The sequence below is a fragment of the Faecalicatena faecalis genome (assembly GCF_012524165.2).
Classification (GTDB): Bacteria; Bacillota; Clostridia; order Lachnospirales; family Lachnospiraceae; genus Faecalicatena_A; species Faecalicatena_A faecalis.
This window is the reverse complement of the sequence record NZ_JABACJ020000010.1, coordinates 121334-146683: the sequence shown is the minus strand read 5'-3', so window position 1 is coordinate 146683 and position 25350 is coordinate 121334. Positions and strand designations below refer to the sequence as shown.

Genomic DNA, 25350 nt, shown 5'->3' with positions numbered 1-25350 from the left:
GTAAGATGTCCAATAAGTTTGAAAGTCAGCTTCAAGAGCTGAACATAGAATTAAATGAGATTCAGAAGCAGCAGTTTCAGAAGTATTATGAGCTGTTAGTGGAATGGAATAAAGTCATGAATCTGACTGGCATTACAGAATATGATGAAGTAAATGAAAAGCATTTCGTAGACAGCCTTGCTATTGTAAAAGCAGTTGATATGAATCAAATCAATTCTCTTATTGATATAGGAACAGGTGCAGGTTTTCCAGGATTACCGCTTAAAATTGTTTTTCCACATATGCATGTTGTTCTGTTGGATTCTTTAAATAAAAGGATAAAATTCCTGAATGCGGTAATAGACGAATTGGGACTCCAGGATATTGAGACGCTTCATGGCAGGGCAGAGGATTATGCGAAGAGAACAGAATATAGAGAATCGTTCGATTTGTGCGTATCCAGGGCGGTTGCAAATTTGGCTACATTGAGTGAATATTGCATTCCATATATACATGTAGGGGGTATGTTCGTTCCTTATAAGTCAGGAAATATTGAGGATGAAGTACAACAATCAAGCAGAGCTGTAAGCATACTGGGCGGAAAGATAAAAGAGACTGTAAAGTTTGAGCTTCCGGGAACAGAAATAGGAAGATCATTTATAAAAATCGAGAAGCAAAAAAGTACAGGAAAAAAATATCCCCGTAAGGCTGGACTTCCTGGAAAAGAACCTCTTAAGTAGAATATGTGAAAATGATATAACTTTAGATAATAAAAAAAGAAGTAAATCAGATACTTAAAATCTGATTTACTTCTTTTTTATTCTTTAGCAGCTATCGATGTTTAGCAGCACAAAATACTAAATCTATTTTACTCTGTGTCCTCTATATCAAATAATATCTTGACCTGTTCTATAAAATCTTCTGGTGATTCCATCTGTGGAAGATGCTTTGTTCCCTCAATTTCAGCTATTTCAATAGAAGGAAGCTGATTCTGATACTGATTTGCTGTTAATGCATTTTCTGGGTTAGCATTTCCAACTACGATGAAGATACTGTTGTTAATGTTTTTCAGACAATGCATCACATTTGCATTCGTATATCTGGATTTGATGCTTGCATAGAGATATTTTGAATGCGTATTATATTTGTGTGAGGCTTCAAAGGCCGTCATAATACTTTTTTCTTCAATATTATTCTGATTATAATAATATTGATTACGGTAATCCTCTTCGATTGTTCTCTTATTTACTTTCATATTATAAATAAACGTTCCTATTACAGGAGTGTTTATAATATGGCGTAATAGTTTGGTACGCTTAGTCGGAATCTTTGCAAGTGAGACAAGATCTCCTGGATTTACTAACATCACTTTATTAATCAGAGTATTATCATTAGCACAGGCCATTAAAACAAAAGTTCCTGATTCTCCCGTTGCTATTACATCTGTATGCTCTCCAATAATATGTTTAATAAAATCTGTAATTAACTGAACATATAAATAGTTAGTATATGTAAGGTTTGGTTTTTGTGAACTCCCACACCCAAGCAAATCTAATGTATATACAGTATTCGTCTTAGATAGTTCACCAACTACTTTATTCCACTCATATGCTGAACTACAGATATTAAGGTCATGAATTAATAAGATTGGAGAACCAGAACCCTGTTTTGTATAAAATATACGGCCAAATCTCCAATCGTAAAACTTTTCGTCCTTATTAAATAATAAATTATCCATCGTGGAAATATAATACACCAATCTATTGACAACATGCATAATTCCTACGGTAGTACCAGCTATAGCAGTACATGTAGTTAGTTTCTTTTTCCAACTCAAAGAATCACCTCTTTCAAAAGTCTGATAGTCAAATGTCTGTTCTGTATATAAATACATCTACTATTATACTACACTGTGCACTGCAAATAAAGAAAAAAATTCTTAAGTAAATATTGAGAGGAGAAGTTGAAGAAATGATAGTGAATGTTTCACGTGAAACATTCATGGTATATTCTTAAAAAAATATATAACCTTCAGTGTTATAAAAATATAAAATAAATTTTATTCGTTAAAACAAAAGATAATATGGACTAATGAGAAGATAAAAATAACTTAATCAAGAAAACTTAACTGGTAATTAAAAAACATAGTAAAGAGTATGGGTCTGGTTCACCTTTTTGTGTATAAATGTAGTAATGTAAAAATAGTTTAATGACTCATCATAGTTTTATATTAGCTAGTTCTATCTATCAGCAAAAATATGGGGGTATTAGTAAAATAAAGCTTCTGTTTATCGAATATTATTTTTAAATAACAAAACAGTATAAAACACGTAAACACTATAGTTTAGTAAAAAATATAGTAACAAAAAAGATAAGGTTAAATATATTAAAGAAACCCCTAGAATTAAAAATAAAGATAAAAAGTGTTGGACCAGAATATTATAACTATAATATGGTACCAGGGTTAAAGGACAAAAGGTCGTACGTTTTGTGTTTGTGTGTAAAAGCATGAAACGTCTGACCTTTGAGACTGTAAAAATTAAAAGGTAACTTAACTAGGACAAGTCTCAAATGGTTTAAAAAATATCCAGTGTATATTTGTCTAACATCGGTAGAATCAAAGAGTATGTGTAAAAATATAAAGTGTTGAACAATCTGCACGTACCCTGAGAAAAATACATTTTTGCCCCAAGACATAACATGGATGAATTTTATTTAAATTTCAATATAGGAGTCTAATCTTATCAGAAAAAAACTATTACTTAAGTGATGAAAAACTCATAATATCATAATACTAATACAGGTCTTAAACTTTTTTATTAAATGCTGGTTATTGAATTCTATTTAGTAGATATAATGTGGAAGTACTATTAATCATATTACTAAAGAGCTGACAAGAAGTAGAAAGTTAATTATAAAAAGTACAGCAAGACAAATAATTACTTTAACTACAGAACCAAAAATGAACGTACAATCTAATAACCATTTAATCTCCACAATATTATAAACATCTAATGTAATCACTTAAAATTCATTGAAGAACCCCCAACTCAAAACAATAGCAGATGTTTCACGTGAAACATTCCCCTAAAGTCTTAGATTATATCACAAAACTAAAATTACCAAACAATCCCATTAAAAAACATAAAAATTCTATGTTTCACGTGAAACATTTTGTAGATATAGATTTGAAAAGGTGATATAATAATGAGGTGTTCAATGAAAGGAGTATTAAAATGGGAAGAATTATAGCGATAGCTAACCAAAAAGGCGGCGTAGGTAAGACAACAACAGCTATTAATTTATCAGCTTCATTAGCCAGTCTTGGTAAAAAGGTATTAGCACTGGACATGGATCCACAGGGAAATATGACAAGTGGTCTTAGTGTAGCAAAAAATGAGGTTGAAAATAGTGTTTATGATTTGATTATTGGTAATGCAGGTATCGAAGAATGTATCTGTAAAGATGTTTTTGAAAATTTGGACGTTCTCCCATCTAATATTAATCTATCAGCAGCAGAGATTGAATTGATTGGTGTTGATAATAAGGAATATATCATAAAGAATGAAATTGCAAAAGTGAAAGATAATTATGAATTTATAATTATTGATTGTCCACCTGCATTGAGCATGCTTACGATTAACGCAATGACGACAGCTGATTCGGTACTTGTCCCTATCCAATGTGAGTATTATGCACTTGAAGGTTTGAGTCAGTTAATTCATACAATTGAACTGGTACAGGATAGATTGAATCCAACTCTGGAGATGGAAGGCGTTGTATTTACCATGTATGATGCCAGAACAAATTTATCGCTGCAAGTAGTAGAAAATGTAAAGGACAACCTGGAACAGAATATTTATAAGACAATCATACCGAGAAATATCCGGTTAGCAGAAGCACCCAGTTATGGGCTGCCAATCAATCTATATGATTCTAAATCTGCAGGAGCAGAGAGTTATATGCTATTAGCCGAAGAAGTTATACATAAAGGAGAGGAATAAGTATGGCTGTAAAAAGAAATGGTCTTGGAAAAGGTCTGGATAGTCTGATCCCTGATAGAAGCGATAAAATGTCAAAGAAAACATCCAATGCAGAAGGAAAAACAGAAGTAGTTAATGCAAAGGATGAAAAGGTTGGACAATCTGGTGAGGTTTTGGTCAAAATAAACCAGGTTGAACCAAACAGGGACCAGCCGCGTAAAGAATTTGATGAAGATGCATTATTAGAGCTCGCGGATTCAATCAAACAATTTGGTATTCTTCAGCCTCTTCTTGTCCAAAAAAAGAAAGATTATTATGAAATTATTGCTGGTGAGAGAAGATGGCGTGCGGCAAAGCTTGCCGGTATTAAAGAAGTTCCTGTAGTAATAAAGACATACACTGACCAGGAGATTCTTGAGATATCTTTAATAGAGAACATACAGAGAGAAAATCTAAATCCTATTGAAGAGGCAATGGCATATAAAAGACTTCTTGAAGAGTTTAAACTGAAACAAGATGAAGTTGCAGAACGCGTTTCGAAGAGCAGAACAGCAGTAACAAATTCTATGCGTCTGTTAAAGCTGAGCAAAAGAGTACAGCAGATGATTGTAGATGATATGATTACGACTGGACATGCACGTGCCCTTCTTGCAATTGATGATGAAGAGCAACAATACACCATTGCAAATAAAATTTTTGATGAAAAACTCAGTGTTAGAGAAACTGAAAAATTAGTAAAGACCTTAAAGAATCCTAAAAAGGAACAAAAAGTTGAAAAGGTGGAGCATACCTTTATTTATGATAATCTGGAAGAAAAAATGAAAGATATCATAGGCACAAAGGTAAATGTAAGTCCAAAGTCAAATGGAAAAGGAAAAATCGAGATTGAATATTACTCAGAAGAAGAACTCGAACGTATATTCGATTTAATAATGTCTATCAAGAATCAATAAATCTATTTGCATTAAAACGGGGAGAATATAAGAAGAGGAGAGTCAGCGTGAATAATTAAGAAGGAGAAAAATCATGGAAAGTAGTTTGTTGTCGGGATTAGGAATTGACCCTGCATTTATTCTGATATTCCTATTTGTGGTACAGATTATACTATTTGTAATGCTTATCAGTGTAAATATGAAATATAACAGGCTGAAAGTCAGTTACAATTCGTTTATGAAGGGAAAAGATGGGAAGAATTTAGAAGAGAGTATACTAGCAAGGTTTGCCGAACTGGATGAGGTCTCTGAACTGGCTAAAGCAAATAAGAAAGATATTCTGGATATCTATCGAAAAACAAGGTCCCATTATCAGAAAGTTGGAATTGTAAAATATGATGCATTCCATGAAATGGGCGGAAATTTAAGTTTTGCTATTACAATGCTGGATGAGGATGATAATGGATGGATTCTGAATGCTATGCACAGCAGAGAGGGATGCTATACCTATATTAAAGAGATTGTAAAAGGACAGAGTTATATAGAACTTGCCGAAGAAGAGGTTGAGTCACTGGAAAAGGCAATCTATCAGGATGTATATGATTTGAAGACGGATTTGGAAAAGAGTCCTAAATAGAAGTACACTCAGATATACCATAAATATATAGTGAAATAACTGAAAGAGAAGAGGAGGATATTATGTTAGACATCAGATTTGTAAGAAGTAACCCAGAGGCAGTAAAGCAGAATATTAAAAATAAGTTTCAGGATGCAAAGCTTCCATTAGTGGACGAAGTTCTGGAATTAGATAAAAGAAACAGAGAAATCAAACAAGAAGTAGAAGCTCTTCGTGCCGATAAGAATAAGCTTACAAAGCAGATCGGAGCCCTGATGGGACAAGGAAAGAAGGAAGAGGCTGAAGCTATTAAAAAAGCGGTTACAGAAAATGCTGACAGAATTGAAACTCTTTCAACAGAAGAAAAAGAAGTAGAAGAAAAAATCAAGCAGAAAATGATGATTATTCCAAATATCATCGACCCATCTGTACCGATTGGAAAAGATGACAGCGAAAACGTAGAAGTTGAGAGATACGGCGAGCCAGTTGTACCTGATTTTGAGATTCCATACCATACAGATATTATGGAAAGCTTTAATGGAATTGATCTGGAAAGTGCAAGACGTGTTGCAGGAAATGGATTCTATTATCTGATGGGAGACATTGCGCGCCTCCATTCTGCAGTTATTTCTTATGCAAGAGACTTTATGATTAACAGAGGATTTACTTACTGTGTTCCTCCGTTTATGATTCGAAGCAATGTAGTAACAGGAGTTATGAGCTTTGCAGAGATGGATGCCATGATGTATAAGATTGAGGGTGAAGACTTATATTTGATTGGAACAAGTGAGCACTCTATGATTGGTAAATTTATTGATACGCAGTTGACGGAAGATCAGCTTCCACAGACGTTGACAAGCTATTCACCATGCTTTAGAAAAGAAAAAGGTGCACATGGTATTGAGGAGAGAGGCGTTTATCGTATCCATCAGTTCGAAAAACAGGAAATGATCGTTGTCTGCAAGCCAGAAGACAGCATGGAATGGTATGATAAATTATGGCAGAATACAGTAGATCTGTTCCGTTCACTGGATATTCCGGTTCGTACACTGGAATGTTGTTCAGGAGACCTGGCCGACCTGAAGGTGAAATCCGTAGATGTGGAAGCTTGGTCACCAAGACAGAAGAAATATTTTGAAGTGGGAAGTTGTTCCAATTTAGGGGATGCTCAGGCAAGAAGGCTGGGAATCAGAGTGAAAGGTGAAAATGGAAAGTATTTTGCACATACACTCAATAACACAGTAGTAGCACCTCCGAGAATGCTGATTGCTTTCCTGGAAAACAACCTTCAGGCGGATGGTTCTGTAAGGATTCCGGCAGCACTTCAGCCATATATGGGTGGAAATACTGAGATTACACCTAAAAACTAATTTCATAAAGAAGGCAGCAAAGCGGATTCTAAATATCCGCTTTGAATAAATTTAGGAATAAAATAGGAAAATAAATACTAAGGTATACTTAGGAAATGATTTATATTACGGAAGAAAAGCAGATAAGGAATGATTCGTATTATGAAGAAGCTTATGCTTAAGGAATCTATCCTTTATGAATAAATATGTTTCACGTGAAATAGATCGACGATTTGGAGAAGATTATGCATCAATACTTGAAAGCAATTGGTTTCAATAACCTGAAGACAAAAAAGGACATGAGAGAACTTTTGAAGCAGGTGGAAACGAATTTTACACATCAGACAATTGTGTCGTATAAGGATTGGGCGGATTATTGTGAATTCCAGAAGGAGTATGGTCAGAATGTAGGAATCACCATCTGCGGTGAACTGGACGAAGATGAGAACTTTGATCCAGACTACTATTTTCCATATTTTGAAGGAAGCGGAATTACCACCTATGCTGAAGTTGCCGTAGATAAGCGGATTGAAAAGGAAGAGTATGTTGGAATCTGCGAAGATCCTAAAGTGGGAATCAGTCTGATTTTTCATCTCCAAAATGGCATAGAATATATGAGGGAACGCCAGATGGGATTTGTCACCGGTCTGGCAACCTCCGTCACTTTTTCGGGCCTTGCATTATCGGGAAAAATTCTGTTTCCTGTAAGGAAGAGTGAAGAACAGGTAAAGACAGGAAAAGAGGAAGCTGATAATAGGAAACAGCTTTTGAATGCCGCCAGAAGTGGTGACCCAATGGCAATAGAAACACTGACACTGGATGATATCGATACATATTCGAAGGTTTCCAGGCGCCTGATGAGTGAAGATATCTTTACAATCGTGGATACATATTTCATGCCATATGGTGTGGAGTGTGATCTGTATTCTATCATGGGAGAGATACTTGCAGTCAGAAAGCGTGAGAATAGTGTAACAAAAGAACCACTGTATCAGATGAAGTTAGATGTCAATGAACTTCAGTTCGATATCTGTGTTCCAGCGAAGGAAGTTATGGGGGAACCAGAAATTGGAAGACGGTTCAAAGGAACAATATGGCTTCAGGGATATATAAACTTTTAAAAAGAGTGTCTTATAAATAAGCAGCATAAAGAAGAATCATAAATAAGCATATTTCATCAAAAAAATGTATGTAATCATAGAAGACACAGCCGGGAAGAATGAGAAGGGAATGACAAGAAGAGGATAACAGAAGAGTCAAAATCTAGGAATAGAGCCATGGATTCGATAGGAAAAAGCTGAAATCCACTTAAAAAATCTTTCAAATTCTTCCCAAAAAAAGTTGAGAAAAAGTAAAATTCATGTTATATTAATAACTGTGCTATAAAACAATAAAATATGTGTCCCCTTAGTAAAATGGATATTACAAATCCCTCCTAAGGATTAAGTGCAGGTTCGATTCCTGCAGGGGACGGTACAGGGAGGACACCACAGAATATAAATCTGTGGTGTCTTTTTTTATCATAAAATAGTATAATAAATATAACTGATGGTTTTCGCTGAATCACGTAGGAGATTAATATATGAAAGTGAAGCACGAACTTAATAAGAGGCAGGAAAAGAGGACCTGGTTCGGGAAATTAGAAATTATGAAAATGTCAGCCGTATGGCTTGTCATCACTCTGAGCGTAACTGCCATGTTATTTATTGCTTCACGTCTGTCAGCAAAGGCAGTTGAGAATCAGCGAAAGATTACAGAAAAGACAATCCGTTGTGTGGGTCTTGCAGAGGAAATCCAGTCTGGTTCAGATATTTTGACCAACGCGGTATGGAGGTTCGCTGCAACAGGAAAGACAAGATATGCGCGTGAGTATCTCGAAGAGAAGACAGAGACTCTTACTCGTGATAAAGCAATAGAAGGTCTCCGTAAGGAGGGGCTTTTAGAAGAAGAGCTGGAGACGATCGAGCTGGCAAAGTCTGTTTCAGACAATCTGATGGAACAGGAGCTTCATTGTATCAGGCTGATATATGAAGCGGAAGGAATCCAGTATTTCCCGGAGGAGATTTCAGAAGTCGAACTCACACACACAGAGAAAAAGATGACTTCAGAAGACAAAAGAAAAAAGGCCAATCAGTTTGTATTTGGAAGCCGATATGAAGCAACAAAGGATGTGATAAAAGAGAACATAAATTTGTTTACATCTGCATTATATACAAGACAGAAGAAGGAGCTTGCGCAGGCTATGAGGAGAACAGATTCTTCTCAACTTCTACAGCAGGTGACGGCCATCATGCTTCTGATCTGGTGCCTGGGTTTCATGGTATTCTTTTATATGGCTTTAATCCGTCCGATTCATTACAGTTGCATGGAATTGAAAGTCTCCAGAAATAAGAATCACAAATTGACACTACGTGGACCGCTTGAGTTGCGCAGTCTGATTATTGCATTTAATGATGCGTTGACCAGAATACAATATAAGAATCAGGAAATTCTGGATATACAGATGGTAGATCCAATTACAGGGGGTTTTACTTCGACCAGATTTGACCTGGAGGTGGAACGGTTCTTACAGGAGAATCGGGAATTCGCGTTTGTTTCATTAGATATTCGTAGATTTAAGCTGATTAATGATGTGTATGGAAGCGAAGCGGGAAACCAAGTATTGAAAGCCGTATATGATGCAATTCTAAGATGTATGGAGCAGGAGGAATGCGTATCCAGAATTCAGGCCGATATGTTTAATTTTATTCTGTTCGAGACGGATGAAAAAGTGATAGAGCAGCGAATCGAGGCAATCCATCAGACCTTGATCAAGGAACATCGTAAGAAAAATATTGTGGAAGAAAAGAGCAGTGAGTATCATTTGTCTGTGAACTGCGGGGTATACCAGGTACAGAAAAAGGACCGGGATATCGTGACTATCCGTGACCGTGCCAATGTAGCGCGTAAGATGAACCGGGATGAGGCAGAATATTTGGAGGAATGTGTCTTTTTTACAGATTTGGAGCGGCAGAAGCTTTTGAGAGAGCAGATTCTGGAGAATGAAATGGAGCATGCGCTGGCAAATGAAGAATTCCTGGTATATCTTCAGCCAAAGGTAAGGCTTTCAGATAAAAAAACTGCAGGTGCAGAAGCATTAGTACGTTGGAATTCTGCCACATTCGGCCTGATTCCTCCGAACGAGTTCATCCCATTATTCGAGAAGAATGGTTTTATCAAGAAGTTGGATTATTACATGTTCACCCAGGTATGCAGAATCATCAGAGGGTGGATCGATTCTGGGAAAAATGTAGTTCCTGTTTCGGTGAATCTTTCCAGGAAACATATGAATGATGAAGGGGTTATCAAAAGATTCCAGAATATCCAGAAGGAGTATAAGATTCCCTGTGAACTGATAGAGTTTGAGCTGACGGAGGCATTTGTATTTGAAGACCTAAAGCGGTTCAAGTCCATCATTGGAGAAATACAAGAGGCTGGATACAAATGTTCTATGGATGACTTTGGAAGCGGTTATTCTTCGCTGAATGTGTTAAAGGAGATTCCTGTTGATATTCTAAAGCTGGATAGAGGATTTTTCGTAGGCGGTGATATTGAACGAGGCGATACAGAGCGGGGAACGAATGTAGTAAAAGCAGTCATCCGAATGGCAAAGGAATTAAATATGGAAGTAGTGGCGGAAGGAATCGAAACATGGACACTTGTTGAATTTCTGAAGGAACAGGGATGTGATATGGTCCAGGGCTATATTTTCTACCGGCCGATGCCAGTGGCAGATTTTGAAAGACGTGTTCTGCATGAAAAGGAAGATAAAGGAGATATTATATAATGGAGGCCACATTAAGAAAAGATATAGAAGCGTTTGCAAGTAAAATTTTAAACAGTTATTTTTGCGATTCTGATGTGGATTTCCTGATTTCCACTTTCGCTCCAGAGATTGTCTGGCTGGGAGGAGGAGAAAAGCAGAGGGCTGAAGGAAAAGAGGCAGTTGCTGCCGCATTTTTACGAGAAAAAAAGGATCTGATTCCATGTGATATGTCACAGGAACGATATGTGACGATGGAACTATCAGAAGGTCTTTACTTATGCGAGGGAGATAGTTGGATCGAGGCAAAGCCGGAGACCCAGATGTTCATGAGAGTCCATCAGAGGGTTACCTTTATATTCAGGAGAAAGGGAGAAAGCTTTGAATCCGTACATATCCATAATTCTATCGATTACTCTGCAATTCAGGAAGATGAACTTTTCCCGATCGAGCAGGCAAAGGAAAATTATGAAAAGTTGGAAGAACTGTTAAAAGAAAAGGAAGAGGAAGTAAAGAGGCTGATGGAGGCCCAGACAAAGGAAAAGCTTATCGAGAACCGATTCCTGCGTGCTGCCACATGTATGGCATATCCACTGATTCTGAGCATTAACCTGACACAGAATACATATGATTGTTTTATAGAGGAACAAAAAAATATTATAGAGGAATCAGAAGGAAAATATAATGTGCTTTTACAACAGTCGGTAGCATTATCCAATCCTGACTTCCGTAAAGTGTATGAAGAAGCATTTTCTAGAGAGAATCTTCTGACCAGATTTGAACAAGGAAAAAAAGAAAATTATATGGAGTTGAAGATGACGGGAAACGATGGGGAGGAGCATTGGCTTTCTCTGCATGTCATCTGTGTAGATAATCCATACAATGAGGATATTCTTGCCATTGAATTAGTTAAGGTACTGGATGAGCAGCGTTCGGAACAATTGAGGCAGGAACAGCTTCTGCGAGACGCATTGTCTTCCGCCAGAGCAGCAAATAATGCTAAATCGGACTTCCTCTCCCGAATGAGCCATGACATCCGTACACCGATGAATGCAATTATTGGGATGTGTACTATAGGACAGCTAAAGATCAATGACCAGCTTCGTGTCATGGACTGTTTTAAAAAGATAGATGATTCATCCAGATATCTATTGGCTCTAATTAATGATATACTGGATATGTCCAAGATAGAAAACGGGAAGATGAATATTGTATCAGAGCGTTTCAACTTTAGTGAATTTATTGAAAATTTGGTCGCAATCATTTATCCTCAGGCATTGGAAAAGCAAATTACTTTTGAAGTGTATCATAAGGAGCCAATTCAGAAATATTATATAGGAGATGTCCTCAGAATTAAACAGGTCTTGATGAACCTGCTCTCTAATGCATTAAAATTTACTGGACCGGGAGGAATGGTCCAGATAGAAATAATGGAGAAGCAGAGAGTACAAAATTCAGTATTTATGTGTTTTGTGGTACGTGATACAGGGACAGGGATGTCAAAAGAGTTTTTAGAGCATATATATGAACCTTTCGAACAGGAGTTAAAGGACTCTTCGAGGAATAATGTAGGAAGTGGATTGGGACTGTCTATTGTTTACAACATGGTCAACCTGATGAATGGGAGTATTCAGGTGGAGAGTGAGAAGGAAAAGGGAACCGAATTCAAGATTTCTATTCCTTTGGGACTTACAGAAGAGTGCCTGGATCAGGAGGATGAGCATCTGCCTGATCTGATGAAGGGAACACGGGTCTTGATCGTAGATGATGATCAAATTGTAGGAGAACAGGCGGAGATGATTCTAAGTGAAATTGGAGGCAATGCGGTCTGGGCTTCAACAGGAATGGAGGCAGTGGAATATGTCACTAGATCCATAAAGGATAATAAACCATTTGAAATCGCTATGATTGATTGGAAGATGCCGGATATGGATGGTATCGAGACAACAAGAAGGATTCGCAGAATCGTTGGGAAGGACACAACAATCATTATTATTTCGGCATATGACTGGAGTACGATTGAGGAGGAGGCATTAGCTGCGGGGGCGGATTACTTTATTGCTAAGCCTCTGTTCCGTTCCAATATCGAGAAGGCATTAATACAGATCGAACAATACAGGGAAAGATTCAAAAAAACAGTACATGATCCAGTACAGTATTTTACTGGACAGAGAGTCCTTCTTGTAGAGGATAACGAGTTGAATAGAGAGATTGCAAAGTCTCTTTTGGAAATCTATCATATTACTGTAGAAACGGCTGATAATGGAGAGAAAGCAGTCCAGATGTATGAACAGTCATCAGCAGGGTATTATTTTGCAGTGTTGATGGATATCCGCATGCCGGTTATGGATGGGCTGGAGGCTACAAGGAAGATCCGCAGCATGACAAGACCGGATGCAAGGACACTGCCAATTCTGGCAATGACGGCAAATGCATTTGAGGAGGACAAAAGGATGGCATATGAAGCCGGTGTCAACGGATATCTGGCAAAACCGCTGGATGTCCAGGATATGTTGACAGAGCTCAAGTTATACTTGTAAAATAGAAGAAAAGACAGGATGAGAAGATTCCCCGGTCAGCATAGTTCAATCGTGCCGTCCGGGGATTCCGTAACAGAAAATAGGAGGGTGTAATGAGATTAAAATGTATCATATTGATGTTGATCTTATCTGCTGCAATGCTCTTTAAGCCAGTAGAGGTCCTGGCACAGGAGCCGGACCAACAGGGGACTGTTTCAGAGGAAAAAACGCAAGAGGAGAAAGAGGCAGAAGAACAGGCTAAGAAAGAGGCAAAGGAAAAAGCAGACTCCTATGACAGACAGCCTGATACGAATAATCTGAAGGATTGGCCGAAGGGGCCTCAAGTATATGCCGATTCGGCTGTAGTGATGGATATGGAGAGTGGTGCCATCCTATATGCCAAACAAGCGGATAAGAAGCATTTTCCGGCAAGTATCACGAAGCTAATGACAACCTTAGTGGCATTGGAAAATGCAGAGCTTACAGATAAGGTTACCTTTACCGAGGATAGTGTCTCTTTTTTAGAATGGGATGATGCTCAGATCGGAATGAAGCCGGGAGAGGAAATTAGTCTAAAGGATGCTCTGTATGGTGTTCTCCTTGCCTCCGCAAATGAGGTCTCACATGCCGTTGCGGAGAATGTTGGTGCTCAGCACCTGGGTGGTGATTATGATTCTTTCATTGCACAGATGAACAAAAGAGCGGAGGAATTAGGTTGTACGAATTCTCACTGGGTGAATGCCAATGGACTTCATGATGAGGAACATTATACAACTGCACATGATATGGCACTGATTGCGTCTGCAGTATATCAGCAGGAGGAATTCAGAAAAATCGAGGAATCTCTGGAATATAAGATCGGATTTACGAATCTGACAAAGGAAGAGAGGGTCTTCCAGCAGAACCACAAGATGCTGTGGCCGGAGAGCGAGTATTACTATGAATACTGTAAAGGCGGAAAGACAGGATATACGGACCAGGCAAAAACGACCTTAGTCACCATGGCTGATAATGGAAATATGCATCTTGCAGCAGTGGTGCTTTATGATTACGGAGTAGATGCTTATCAAGATACGAGGGCAATGTTTGACTATGTATTCCAGAACTTTGAAAAGGTTCCAGTGTCTGAAACGGAAAATACAGATGAAATCGTGTCTTTCCAGAATAACGATGCATATGTGGTTCTTCCAAAGGGAACAGAGCTATCACAGGTCGACCGCGAGGTAATACTGACAGATCAGGGAATTCGCTCCGGCAGAATCATTTACACCTGTCGGGATCAGGTAGTAGGGAATGCAGATGTATCCTTAAGTGAAGAGTACTACCAGAAGCTTTTAGGGGGCGATGCAGCAAAGAGCGGGAGTAAGGAGATTGAGAACAACGGAAGTACTCCCCAGGATGCAGAAAAAGATGCCAATCAGACAAAGGATCTAAAGAAGGAAAACAATAAGGACATTAAGCTTGTGATTGGAATTTCAGCAGCGGCGATTTTTTTGGCAATTGTAATAATATCCATCGCAGATTCAAAAAAGAGAAGAAAACGCAGAAGAAAATAGAGGCGCAGCAGATAAATCCAAACAAAAGGCCGGAACTGATTTGATCTGAGGGAAGAATGATTCCCTCAGATGAAAAATCAGTCCGGCTTTTTTAGTTCATAGAAAACTTTCCTGGTGGGATGCTTATTCGATTGTCTTCTCTTGAATCTGAAGATATACATTCGGATCAGGATTCACTTTATTGAAGCTTTCGATGATACGTTCTTTGATCGTCTCAATGGCGATGTCTTCTGTGACCGTAAGCAGAACAGAATACTGATTCAAGGATGCGCGTGTATATACGTCGTTCTTGCGAAGGTTGGTTGCAAGCAGATCATAAAGGATGTCCATGATCTCTTTTAACTTAAGTGAATCCGGCTTGGAACCATTCTTCGGAAGAAGTGAGAGAAGGAGCAGATAATGGCGGCCCTGTGCACGGCGTACAGAACGTAAATTCAACTGGTAGATATTTTTAAAAATATCAAAATTGCAGTAGAATGTCTTATCTGTGTCTTTCTCGACTCCGAGTGTTGTCTCCAGCTCGTCCAACTTTAGCTCTACGTTCGGCATCCGAAGCAGAATGTCCTGATAGATATCACGAAGTGAATTGCTGATATCCATGCCGTATTTGGAAGAGAAAAAGTCGATGGTCGACTGGTAATACTCTAAGGCGGTCTTGACTGTATTCATGCCCATATAAGCGAGAAGCTTATAGCGATAGAAACGTTCTTCTTCCGGATAGATGATGATGGACTGGTCACACAGCGAAATCAATTCATCGTATCTGGACTTCTCATATAGGTATTCACACATGTTGAGTATACAGTTCACATACATGTTGCGGTAATAGGTGCAGCGGTATTGTACCCACTCAACGGAGGTGTGATTGGATAAGAACTCTCCGGTATAGAGGCGCTGCATACGATAATAGTAACGGTACTGTCTTTCAGAGTCACTTTCTTGTCTGGCAAGATTGTAATAGTTCTCGAAATCAATGATATCGATCTTGCAGTACAGATCAGGATTCCAGTAGTAAGCATCCTGGGTAAACTTGATGTAGTCGATATCCTGGTTCGGATAGAGTCTTTCGAGTTCCTTACGGGCCCTGTATACTAGATTACGGAGTGCTCCGACAGGGACTTTATCCTTCACGTCCGGCCATAACATAGACATTAACACATCTTTTGGCACTTTGGTGTCCTGATTCGCAACCAAATAGGATATCAGCAGTGTAAGCTGTGTACTGTTATGGGAGCTTGGTGCATACTCGTAATACGGACTGGAAATCGAAAACTCATTAAAAAAGTGAATATGAAGGTCTGGTTTTCTTCTCATTTGATCATTCTCCTCAATTCTTTTGTACAAAGTTAACTTGGTTGCTTTAAGCAAAATTAACAAGTAATATAATATATTATATCATCTGGAAGAAAATCTTACCACAGTTCTGGCAGAATTAGAAAGTTCTGTTTGTTTCATTAAAATTTTTGGAATCACTTGACTATTTTTACAATTGTTTTTATAATAAACTCTGTGCAGACTTAAACAGAAAAAAACGATGACGAAGACAGTAAGACATATCTGAACGTTTCAGCGAGCCGGAGAGGGTGGAAGTCCGGTATTAGTAAGATATCTCTGAAGATCACTTCCGAGTTGCAGACCCTGAACCATTTATGAAGTAAGGGCTGACGGTGTTCCTCCGTTATTGGAACGCATATACAGGACGGATGGGTGATTCTTACACTTTGGAAGTTTGAGTATGTTGTAACAGGTGGTTAACGTAAGTTTTAGCTTTCGTCCTATTACAGGGCGAAAGCTTTTTTTATTCCATTAAACTATAAGTCAGAAAGGAAAGATAAGTTATGTACAAGAAAGTTACCACGGATATGAATTTTGTGGAGCGTGAAAAGGAAGTTGAGAAGTTCTGGGCGGATCATGAGATTTTCCAGAAGAGTATGGATGAGAGAGAGGGAAGCCCGAAGTATACCTTCTATGACGGACCTCCGACAGCGAATGGCAAGCCGCATATCGGGCATGTGCTGACACGTGTTATCAAGGATATGATTCCGAGATACCGCACCATGAAGGGGTATATGGTTCCACGTAAGGCTGGATGGGATACCCACGGACTCCCGGTAGAGCTTGAGGTCGAGAAGCTTTTGGGACTGGATGGAAAGGATCAGATCGAGGATTATGGTCTGGAGCCGTTCATCGACAAGTGTAAGGAAAGTGTCTGGAAATACAAAGGGATGTGGGAGGATTTCTCCAGCACCGTTGGATTCTGGGCTGATATGGATAATCCATATGTTACCTATGACAACAATTTCATCGAGTCAGAGTGGTGGGCATTAAAGCAGATCTGGGATAAGGGACTGCTTTATAAAGGATTTAAGATCGTGCCTTACTGCCCTCGCTGCGGAACTCCGCTTTCTGCACAGGAAGTGGCTCAGGGATACAAGGATGTCAAAGAGCGTTCTGCCATCGTAAGATTTAAGGTAAAAGACGAGGATGCCTATATCCTGGCATGGACCACAACACCATGGACACTGCCTTCCAACCTGGCACTTTGTGTGAACCCGGTCGAGGACTATGTGAAGGTAAAAGCTGCAGACGGTTATGTTTATTATATCGCAGAGGCTCTTCTGGATACAGTACTTGGAAAGCTTGCGACAGACGATCAGCCAGCTTATGAAGTTCTGGAAAGATATAAAGGAAAAGAACTGGAATTCAAGGAGTACGAGCCGTTATTTGCATGTGCGGCAGAGAGTGCAGCAAAGCAGAATAAGAAGGCATTCTATGTGACCTGTGATTCTTATGTCACACTGACAGATGGTACAGGTATCGTACACATTGCGCCTGCATTCGGTGAAGACGATGCCAATGTAGGAAGAAACTACGGACTGCCGTTCGTACAGCTCGTAGATGAAAAAGGTAACATGGCAGAAAGCACTCCATTTGCAGGAGTATTTGTGAAAAAGGCTGACCCGATGGTACTCAAAGACCTGGAGGAGAGAGGCCTGTTATATGACGCTCCGAAGTTCGAGCACAGCTATCCTCACTGCTGGAGATGTGATACTCCGCTGATCTACTATGCAAGAGAATCCTGGTTCATCAAGATGACAGATGTCAAGGAAGACCTGATCGCTAACAACAATACGATCAACTGGATTCCAGAGAGCATCGGAAAAGGACGCTTCGGCGACTGGCTTGAGAACGTGCAGGACTGGGGCATCAGCCGTAACCGTTACTGGGGAACTCCGTTAAATATCTGGGAGTGTGAGTGTGGACATCAGCATTCTATCGGAAGCATTGAGGAACTGAAGTCCATGTCCGATAACTGCCCGGATAATATTGAGCTTCACCGCCCATATATCGATGATGTGACGATCAAATGTCCGGTCTGCGGCAAAGAGATGCACCGCGTACCAGAGGTAATTGACTGCTGGTTCGACAGTGGTTCCATGCCATTTGCACAGCATCATTATCCGTTTGAAAATCAGGATCTTTTTGAACAGCAGTTCCCGGCAGACTTTATTTCCGAGGCCGTGGACCAGACAAGAGGATGGTTCTACTCCCTGCTTGCCATTTCTACCCTGCTGTTTAATAAGGCACCATATAAAAATGTTATCGTTCTCGGACATGTACAGGATGAGAACGGGCAGAAGATGAGTAAGTCTAAAGGAAATGCGGTGGATCCGTTCGATGCGCTGAACGAATTTGGTGCCGATGCGATCCGCTGGTATTTCTATGTCAACAGTGCACCATGGCTGCCGAACCGTTTCCACGGAAAAGCGGTAGTAGAAGGACAGAGAAAGTTCATGGGAACCCTGTGGAATACCTATGCGTTCTTTGTACTGTATGCAAACATCGATAATTTTGATGCAAGCAAATACAGCCTGGATTATGAAAAACTTTCTGTCATGGATAAGTGGCTTCTGTCCAAACTGAATACACTGATCAAGACAGTAGACGATAACCTGGCAAATTACAGGATTCCGGAGAGTGCAAGAGCACTGCAGGATTTCGTGGATGATATGAGTAACTGGTATGTCAGAAGAAGCCGTGAGCGTTTCTGGGCAAAGGGTATGGAGCAGGATAAGATCAACGCTTATATGACTTTATACACAGCTCTTGTGACTGTCTGCAAGGTAGCCGCACCGATGATCCCGTTTATGACAGAGGAAATCTACCAGAATCTCGTATGCAGCGTTGAGAAGGATGCACCGGAGAGTATCCACCTGTGTGATTATCCGGTGGCAAATGAGGCTTATATCGATACAGAGCTTGAGAACAACATGGAAAATGTACTGAAATTAGTTGTTATGGGACGTGCATGCCGTAATACAGCCAACATCAAGAACCGTCAGCCGATCGGACAGATGTTCGTGAAAGCCGGATTCGACCTGCCTGAATTCTATCAGGAGATCGTTGCAGATGAGCTGAATGTGAAGAATGTGAAGTTTACAGAAGATGTAAGAGACTTTACTTCCTATAGTTTTAAACCACAATTAAAGACAGTTGGACCAAAGTATGGTAAAATGTTAGGTGGAATTAAATCTGCCCTGGATAACCTGGATGGAAATGCAGCAATGGACGAGATCAATGCGACAGGCTCCTTAAAGCTGGATATCAGTGGACAGGAGATCACTTTATTCAAGGAAGATTTATTAATCGATACAGCACAGATTGAAGGATACGTTTCCGAGAATGATAATGGAATCACAGTGGTACTTGATACGAATCTGACAGAAGAACTGTTGGAGGAAGGTTTTGTAAGAGAGATCATCAGCAAGATCCAGACCATGAGAAAGGAAGCCGACTTCGAGGTGATGGATAAGATCAAAGTGACCTATGAAGGAAGCGAAAAGGCTGAAGGTATTTTTGCAAAATATGGAACAGAAATCGGAGGCGAAGTTCTGGCAAATGAAGTCGTGAAGGCTCAGCCGGCAGGTTATGTGAAGGAATGGAAGATCAACGGTGAAGCAGTAACGATGGGTGTTGAAAAAGAAGGGATGTAAATTCATGTATAGTAAACGATTTGAAAAAGAAGCATTTAAAGCGACAGTAAAGGATAATGTGAAGACATTATACCGTAAGAAGATCGATGAGGCGACCCCTCAGCAGATCTTCCAGGCTGTTTCTTACGCAGTAAAGGATATTATTATTGACGACTGGCTGGCTACACAGGCAGAGTACAGAAAGAAGGATGCGAAGACAGTCTATTATATGTCCATGGAGTTCCTGATGGGCCGTGCTCTTGGGAATAACCTGATCAATATGACAGCTTATAAGGAAGTAAAAGAAGCGCTCGAAGAGATGAATATCGATCTGAATGTGATCGAAGACGAGGAGCCGGATGCCGCACTTGGCAACGGCGGCCTCGGCCGTCTGGCAGCATGTTTCCTGGATTCTCTGGCAACTTTGAACTATCCGGCATACGGATGCGGAATCCGCTACCGCTATGGAATGTTCAAACAGAAGATCGAGAACGGATACCAGGTAGAGACTCCGGACGACTGGTTAAAGGAAGGCAATCCGTTCGAGCTGAGAAGAGAAGAGTATGCTAAGGAGATCCGTTTTGGCGGTTCCATCCGTTTTGAGAAGGACCCTGTGACAGGAAAAGATAAGTTTATCCAGGAGAATTATGAGTCCGTTATGGCGATTCCGTATGATATGCCGATCGTTGGATACGGCAACCACGTGGTAAATACACTGCGTATCTGGGATGCACAGGCCATCACCAACTTCTCCCTGGAATCCTTTGACAGAGGTGATTACCACAAGGCAGTAGAGCAGGAGAACCTGGCGAAGATGATCGTTGACGTGCTCTATCCGAATGACAACCACTATGCAGGAAAAGAGCTTCGTCTGAAACAGCAGTATTTCTTTATCAGTGCAAGTCTTCAGGCGATGATCGAGAAGTATAAGAAGGATCACGATGATATTAAGAAGCTGTATGAAAAAGTGACGATCCAGATGAACGATACTCATCCGACTGTTGCAGTTCCTGAGCTGATGCGCCTTCTGATCGACCAGGAGGGCTTAAGCTGGGAGGATGCATGGGATGTTACAACAAAGACCTGTGCGTACACGAACCATACGATCATGTCAGAGGCACTGGAAAAATGGCCGATCGACCTGTTCTCTAAGCTGCTTCCACGTATTTATCAGATCGTGCAGGAGATTGACCGCCGTTTTGTAGAGCAGGTAAGAAAGCAGTATCCAGGCAACGAAGAGAAAGTCAGAAAAATGGCGATCTTAAGAGACAACCAGGTGCGCATGGCACATATGGCAATCATCGCCGGATTCTCTGTGAATGGTGTTGCACAGCTTCATACGGAGATCTTAAAGCATCAGGAACTGAAGGATTTCTACGAAATGATGCCTGAGAAGTTCAACAACAAGACCAATGGTATCACACAGAGACGTTTCCTTCTTCACGGAAACCCGCTGCTTGCAGACTGGATCACAGGGCTGATCGGAGATGGATGGATCACAGATTTATCCAAGATCGCGAATCTGAAGCCTTATGTGAATGACGAGAAGTTCAGAAAAGAATTTATGCAGATCAAGTACCAGAACAAGGTGCGTCTGGCAAAATATATCAAAGAGCATAATGGAATCGATGTGGACCCGAGATCTATTTTTGATGTCCAGGTAAAACGTCTCCACGAATACAAGCGCCAGCTGCTGAACATTCTTCACATCATGTATCTGTACAATCAGATCAAGGAGCACCCGGAGATGTCCTTCTATCCGAGAACATTTATCTTTGGTGCAAAGGCTGCAGCAGGATACTTAAGAGCAAAAGAGACGATCAAGCTGATCAACTCCGTAGCAGATGTTGTTAATAACGACAGAAGCATCAATGGCAAGATCAAGATCGTATTTATCGAAGACTACCGTGTATCCAACGCAGAGCTGTTATTTGCGGCTGCTGATGTCAGCGAGCAGATTTCTACAGCTTCCAAGGAGGCATCCGGTACAGGTAACATGAAGTTCATGTTAAATGGTGCACCGACCTTAGGAACCATGGACGGAGCCAATGTTGAGATTGTTGAAGAAGTTGGAAAAGAGAATGCATTTATCTTCGGATTAAGTTCTGAAGAGGTCATCAACTATGAGAACAATGGCGGATACAATCCGATCGATATTTACTTTAACGATTGGGAACTGAAACGTGTCGTGGATCAGCTGATGGACGGAACATACTCTAACGGCAACCATGAGATGTATAAGAACCTGTATAATTCACTTCTGAATACACAGAGCACAAGCAGGGCAGATATGTACTTTATCTTAAAGGATTTCCGCTCTTATGCAGAGGCTCAGAAGAGAGTGGAAGAAGCATACAGAGACGAGCAGAGATGGTCACGTATGGCAATGCTCAACACGGCATGCAGCGGTAAGTTTACCTCTGACAGAACCATCGAAGAGTATGTCGAAGATATCTGGAAACTGGAGAAGGTGTACGTGCCGTCAGGTCAGCCAGAGTAGGAGGCGCTTATGGATTATTATAATAGTTATAACTATATGAACTCTACAGTGGATTCTATCTTTGCAGGGATTGTTGCCATCTATTTGATCATACTGGCAGTATTAGCATTGTTTTATGTGATCAGTTATGTATTTAAGGGCATTGGGATGTTTACGATTGCAAAACGGCAGGGAAAAGAATATCCATGGCTTGCATTTATTCCATTTGCCAGGACATATCTGCATGGAGAGCTTGCAGGAAATATCAGACTAAAAAATAAAAGTATCAAGAATCCAGGAATCTGGCTGTTAGTCATGCCATTCATCTTTGGTGCATTGAATTTTATATTTTATATCATATTCTGTGCAGTTGGATTCAGTGCGTTATCCAGTGTGACATTCGGCTCTATATATGGACATCATATGACGGGCTTGAGCACAGGTGCAATCATGGGAATGATCGTCGTCTTTCTCCTCTGGATGGCTACGGCAGTGATCTATGGTGCAGCTTTTAAGGTATTGAAGGCACTTGTGAATCATCAAATAGTAGGGGGCTTTACGACTTCAAATATGTCAGTCGCGCACGCAGTACTTTGTCTCATAGTTCCGCTTTATGAGTCAATCTGTCTCTTTGTAATGAGAAACCGGCCCTATCAGCCGGGAAAAGAGCCGGACTTAGGAAGACCGTTCATGCAGGCCCCTCCTCCGGTCGTACCGCCGCAGGGAGGCCCAGCACCGGGAATGTCTGCACCTTATGGAGCGCCAGTCGGAGCGCCACAGGGCGGACCAGTACCTCACGAAGAACCTGCAGTGGCGCCCCAGGAAGCACAAGTACCTCATGAAGAACCTGCAGCGCCGCCTCAGGAGGCACCAGCGCCTCATGAAGGACCTGCAGTGCCGCCCCAGGAGGCACAAGTACCTCATGAAGGAGCTACGGTACCATCTAAGGAGGATGCTCCTGTAGTACTGCATGGGGAGTTAGACCAGGTAGAACAGGATCAGAAGAATACAGATAGTGAAACAAAGGATCAGTCTGGAAGTGAACCTCAAAATGAGCCTCAGGGAAGTCAGACATATGGCGAATATGTTAAGCAAAATGAGGATTCCAATCAGGATTAATTAACAAAACTGATACAAAGTTTTAAAAAATGAATAAAAAGGGGTCTGACCCCTTTAAGCCCTTCATATACTAAATATATGGAGGGCTATTTTTATGGGACAACGTTATATGCGTCAGAAAATAAAAACATTCTGTTCCTTTCTGATTATTTTGATTTTACTTCCCTATATTGTCGCTGTTTTTGCAAATGGTTCAGATATGGAAGTGATGGGGAAAAGCAGTGGAGCCTATGTGCAGGTAAAGAAGACGGCCGAGGATGGAAAGGAGCAGGTCAGTCAAGTGCCATGGGAGGAATATTTTATAGGAGTATTGGCAAAAGAAATGCCGGAAACCTTTGAGGAGGAGGCCTTAAAGGCACAGGCGATTGTAATTCGTACAAATCTGTATAAAGCTTTGGATGAAAATGAGGATAAAGTTCTCAAGGACAGTTATTTGTGTGGAAAAGATCTGGAAAAAAAGTGGGATGCTGATCAGTTTGATGTGAATTACAAAAAGTTAAAAAAAGCAATGGATGAGACTGCAGATCAGGTGCTATACTATCAAGACGGCTATGCTCTTGTTCCTTTCCATCAGTCCAGCAATGGAAAGACAAGGAGTGCTAAAGAGGTGTTAGGAAGCGGAGATTACCCATATCTGGCTGTGAGAGAATGCCCGGAGGATAAGGCCGCAGACGAAGAGATGCATGTCTATACATTGGATTATAAAGAAATTCAGACAAAGTGCCAGGCATTTTTAGTTGCTGTGGATAAAGAAAATGCCAAAAAGACTTACAGCTTTTCTGATTTTGAAATCCAGGAATATGACTCTGCCGGATATGTTTCAAAGATGCGCATCGGGGACACCATCTGTACAGGAGATCAATTCCGGGATGCATTATCTCTGGCTTCCAGTGCATTTTCTCTTCAGGATGCTGATGGACAGCTAAAAGTGACCACAACCGGGAAAGGACATGGACTGGGAATGAGTCAGTGGACCGCGAATGAGATGGCAAAGGAAGGAAAAAACTGTGAGGAAATCCTTCAGAATTTTTTTGAAGGCACCAATATTACAGATGGCGGAGAAATATTTTCAAAAATAGAATAAGGCATCATTTTTCTGGCAAAAATATAGCCAGAGGTGATGAATATGAATAAAAACGAAAAGCCATTTTCATTAAAAGGAAAAGGCACAGCAGTCGGTATCGTAATCTGCTTTGTAGCTGTAATTGTGATGGTTGGAGCATTTACATTTAACAATTACCAGAAAAAATTAGATGAGCAGTTAGCAAAAGCCGAGGAACAGACAGAAGAACTTACAAAAGAGAAGAGTGAAGCAACAACGGCAAATGACATTGTCCTGCCGGAGGCCGAAGACAATACATCAACAGAAAGCGAAACAGGGAATAACCAGGGGGAAGCAGCAGATAATTCAGCAACATCCGGTGCTGCATCAGACGTATGGTTTACCGAGGAAAGTCTTCTTGAGTGGCCTGCAAGCGGAGCGACCCTGATTAACTACAGTATGGATAAAACTGTATACTTTTCCACATTGGAGCAGTATAAGTATAATCCGGCACTGGTCATTGGTGGAGAAGTAGGAGAAACGATCGCTGCATCTGCAGCCGGAATCGTGACGAACATCGAGCAGAACGCACAGACAGGTACAACCGTAACACTGGATATGGGAAATGGATATAGTGCAGTCTACGGACAGCTAAAAGAAGTCCCTCTTCAGATTGGTGATTATGTAGGATCAGGTGAAACCGTCGGATATTTGAGTGAACCAACAAAATATTACAGTGTGGAAGGTCCTAACCTTTACTTCGAAATTATGAAGGACGGTAATCCGGTAAATCCGTTAGACTTTATGGAGTCATAAGAGATATCCTGCTGTATCAATGACAGGGATGCGTAAAACCAGAAGGTTTCGCATCCCTGAAGCATTTGTGGGGGCTTTTAGGAAATAAGAGTTTATGATATAATGCTCGCAGTTGGCGTGGTATTATCAGCCTACTAAGACATATACCTAAACACTTAGTGAGGTGTTCTACAAACTTAGTGTTT

At 40.4% G+C, this 25350-nt stretch carries 16 protein-coding genes and 1 tRNA gene; 15 read left to right on the top strand and 2 right to left on the bottom strand.

Annotated elements, in window-relative coordinates:
- The first annotated feature begins 5 nt into the window (after window positions 1-5).
- A complete protein-coding gene (rsmG, locus tag HGO97_RS12110; RefSeq protein ID WP_216241984.1) occupies window positions 6-719 on the top strand; it encodes a 16S rRNA (guanine(527)-N(7))-methyltransferase RsmG in 714 nt (237 codons plus the stop codon).
- A gap of 128 nt (window positions 720-847) precedes the next feature.
- Here the strand turns inward: rsmG and HGO97_RS12105 are convergent, their stop codons facing one another.
- Window positions 848-1816 (bottom strand): alpha/beta fold hydrolase, encoded by a 969-nt coding sequence (locus HGO97_RS12105; RefSeq protein ID WP_216241982.1) that lies wholly within the window; start codon window positions 1814-1816, stop codon window positions 848-850.
- Window positions 1817-3215: 1399 nt separating this feature from the next.
- Between HGO97_RS12105 and HGO97_RS12100 the strand changes: the two genes are divergently transcribed.
- The 9 genes from HGO97_RS12100 to HGO97_RS12060 all read left to right on the top strand — a co-directional run bounded on the left by HGO97_RS12100 (window position 3216) and on the right by HGO97_RS12060 (window position 14736).
- Window positions 3216-3983 carry a ParA family protein gene (locus HGO97_RS12100; protein ID WP_216241980.1) on the top strand — a complete coding sequence of 256 codons (768 nt, stop codon included), beginning with the start codon at window positions 3216-3218 and terminating at the stop codon, window positions 3981-3983.
- 2 nt (window positions 3984-3985) lie between these two features.
- Complete coding sequence (locus tag HGO97_RS12095) at window positions 3986-4915, top strand: ParB/RepB/Spo0J family partition protein (RefSeq protein WP_216241978.1); 930 nt, start codon at window positions 3986-3988, stop codon at window positions 4913-4915.
- 73 nt (window positions 4916-4988) lie between these two features.
- Window positions 4989-5531, top strand: coding sequence for a DUF4446 family protein (locus HGO97_RS12090; RefSeq protein WP_216241976.1), 543 nt, complete (start codon window positions 4989-4991; stop codon window positions 5529-5531).
- A gap of 62 nt (window positions 5532-5593) precedes the next feature.
- Window positions 5594-6880: a serine--tRNA ligase gene (gene serS / locus HGO97_RS12085; protein ID WP_216241974.1), complete on the top strand. Its 1287-nt coding sequence runs from the start codon at window positions 5594-5596 to the stop codon at window positions 6878-6880.
- 224 nt (window positions 6881-7104) lie between these two features.
- On the top strand, window positions 7105-7980 hold the full coding sequence (locus tag HGO97_RS12080) for a DUF3881 family protein (protein ID WP_216241972.1): 876 nt from the start codon (window positions 7105-7107) through the stop codon (window positions 7978-7980).
- A gap of 280 nt (window positions 7981-8260) precedes the next feature.
- Window positions 8261-8332 (top strand) — tRNA-Arg (locus HGO97_RS12075).
- Between the two features lie 109 nt (window positions 8333-8441).
- Window positions 8442-10685: a putative bifunctional diguanylate cyclase/phosphodiesterase gene (locus tag HGO97_RS12070; RefSeq protein ID WP_216241970.1), complete on the top strand. Its 2244-nt coding sequence runs from the start codon at window positions 8442-8444 to the stop codon at window positions 10683-10685.
- The gene (locus HGO97_RS12065) at window positions 10685-13201 is read left to right on the top strand and encodes a response regulator (protein ID WP_216241969.1); all 2517 of its coding nucleotides are present in this window, start codon (window positions 10685-10687) and stop codon (window positions 13199-13201) included. The genes HGO97_RS12070 and HGO97_RS12065 overlap by 1 nt, the downstream gene beginning before the upstream one ends.
- 92 nt (window positions 13202-13293) lie before the next feature.
- Window positions 13294-14736: a D-alanyl-D-alanine carboxypeptidase family protein gene (locus tag HGO97_RS12060; protein ID WP_168866276.1), complete on the top strand. Its 1443-nt coding sequence runs from the start codon at window positions 13294-13296 to the stop codon at window positions 14734-14736.
- Between the two features lie 123 nt (window positions 14737-14859).
- On the opposite strand, the gene HGO97_RS12055 is transcribed toward HGO97_RS12060, so the two are convergent.
- On the bottom strand, window positions 14860-16050 hold the full coding sequence (locus HGO97_RS12055) for an AfsR/SARP family transcriptional regulator (protein ID WP_168866274.1): 1191 nt from the start codon (window positions 16048-16050) through the stop codon (window positions 14860-14862).
- A 524-nt stretch (window positions 16051-16574) separates the two neighbouring features.
- Between HGO97_RS12055 and ileS the strand changes: the two genes are divergently transcribed.
- The 5 genes from ileS to HGO97_RS12030 all read left to right on the top strand — a co-directional run bounded on the left by ileS (window position 16575) and on the right by HGO97_RS12030 (window position 25165).
- Window positions 16575-19730: an isoleucine--tRNA ligase gene (ileS, locus tag HGO97_RS12050; RefSeq protein WP_168866272.1), complete on the top strand. Its 3156-nt coding sequence runs from the start codon at window positions 16575-16577 to the stop codon at window positions 19728-19730.
- Between the two features lie 4 nt (window positions 19731-19734).
- Entirely contained in the window at window positions 19735-22209 is a 2475-nt protein-coding gene (locus HGO97_RS12045) for a glycogen/starch/alpha-glucan phosphorylase (protein ID WP_216241966.1), read from the top strand.
- A 9-nt stretch (window positions 22210-22218) separates the two neighbouring features.
- On the top strand, window positions 22219-23307 hold the full coding sequence (locus tag HGO97_RS12040; RefSeq protein ID WP_216241964.1) for an RNA-binding protein: 1089 nt from the start codon (window positions 22219-22221) through the stop codon (window positions 23305-23307).
- A 94-nt stretch (window positions 23308-23401) separates the two neighbouring features.
- On the top strand, window positions 23402-24391 hold the full coding sequence (locus HGO97_RS12035; protein ID WP_216241962.1) for a SpoIID/LytB domain-containing protein: 990 nt from the start codon (window positions 23402-23404) through the stop codon (window positions 24389-24391).
- Between the two features lie 42 nt (window positions 24392-24433).
- The gene (locus HGO97_RS12030) at window positions 24434-25165 is read left to right on the top strand and encodes a M23 family metallopeptidase (RefSeq protein WP_216241960.1); all 732 of its coding nucleotides are present in this window, start codon (window positions 24434-24436) and stop codon (window positions 25163-25165) included.
- The last annotated feature ends 185 nt before the right edge of the window (window positions 25166-25350 follow it).

What these genes read in the sequence shown, in the direction of transcription:
- rsmG (WP_216241984.1), top strand. Translation starts at nt 6, where the DNA reads ATGTCCAATAAGTTTGAAAGTCAGCTTCAAGAGCTGAACATAGAATTA.
- HGO97_RS12100 (WP_216241980.1), top strand. Translation starts at nt 3,216, where the DNA reads ATGGGAAGAATTATAGCGATAGCTAACCAAAAAGGCGGCGTAGGTAAG.
- HGO97_RS12095 (WP_216241978.1), top strand. Translation starts at nt 3,986, where the DNA reads ATGGCTGTAAAAAGAAATGGTCTTGGAAAAGGTCTGGATAGTCTGATC.
- HGO97_RS12090 (WP_216241976.1), top strand. Translation starts at nt 4,989, where the DNA reads ATGGAAAGTAGTTTGTTGTCGGGATTAGGAATTGACCCTGCATTTATT.
- serS (WP_216241974.1), top strand. Translation starts at nt 5,594, where the DNA reads ATGTTAGACATCAGATTTGTAAGAAGTAACCCAGAGGCAGTAAAGCAG.
- HGO97_RS12080 (WP_216241972.1), top strand. Translation starts at nt 7,105, where the DNA reads ATGCATCAATACTTGAAAGCAATTGGTTTCAATAACCTGAAGACAAAA.
- HGO97_RS12070 (WP_216241970.1), top strand. Translation starts at nt 8,442, where the DNA reads ATGAAAGTGAAGCACGAACTTAATAAGAGGCAGGAAAAGAGGACCTGG.
- HGO97_RS12065 (WP_216241969.1), top strand. Translation starts at nt 10,685, where the DNA reads ATGGAGGCCACATTAAGAAAAGATATAGAAGCGTTTGCAAGTAAAATT.
- HGO97_RS12060 (WP_168866276.1), top strand. Translation starts at nt 13,294, where the DNA reads ATGAGATTAAAATGTATCATATTGATGTTGATCTTATCTGCTGCAATG.
- HGO97_RS12055 (WP_168866274.1), bottom strand. Translation starts at nt 16,050, where the DNA reads ATGAGAAGAAAACCAGACCTTCATATTCACTTTTTTAATGAGTTTTCG.
- ileS (WP_168866272.1), top strand. Translation starts at nt 16,575, where the DNA reads ATGTACAAGAAAGTTACCACGGATATGAATTTTGTGGAGCGTGAAAAG.
- HGO97_RS12045 (WP_216241966.1), top strand. Translation starts at nt 19,735, where the DNA reads ATGTATAGTAAACGATTTGAAAAAGAAGCATTTAAAGCGACAGTAAAG.
- HGO97_RS12040 (WP_216241964.1), top strand. Translation starts at nt 22,219, where the DNA reads ATGGATTATTATAATAGTTATAACTATATGAACTCTACAGTGGATTCT.
- HGO97_RS12035 (WP_216241962.1), top strand. Translation starts at nt 23,402, where the DNA reads ATGGGACAACGTTATATGCGTCAGAAAATAAAAACATTCTGTTCCTTT.
- HGO97_RS12030 (WP_216241960.1), top strand. Translation starts at nt 24,434, where the DNA reads ATGAATAAAAACGAAAAGCCATTTTCATTAAAAGGAAAAGGCACAGCA.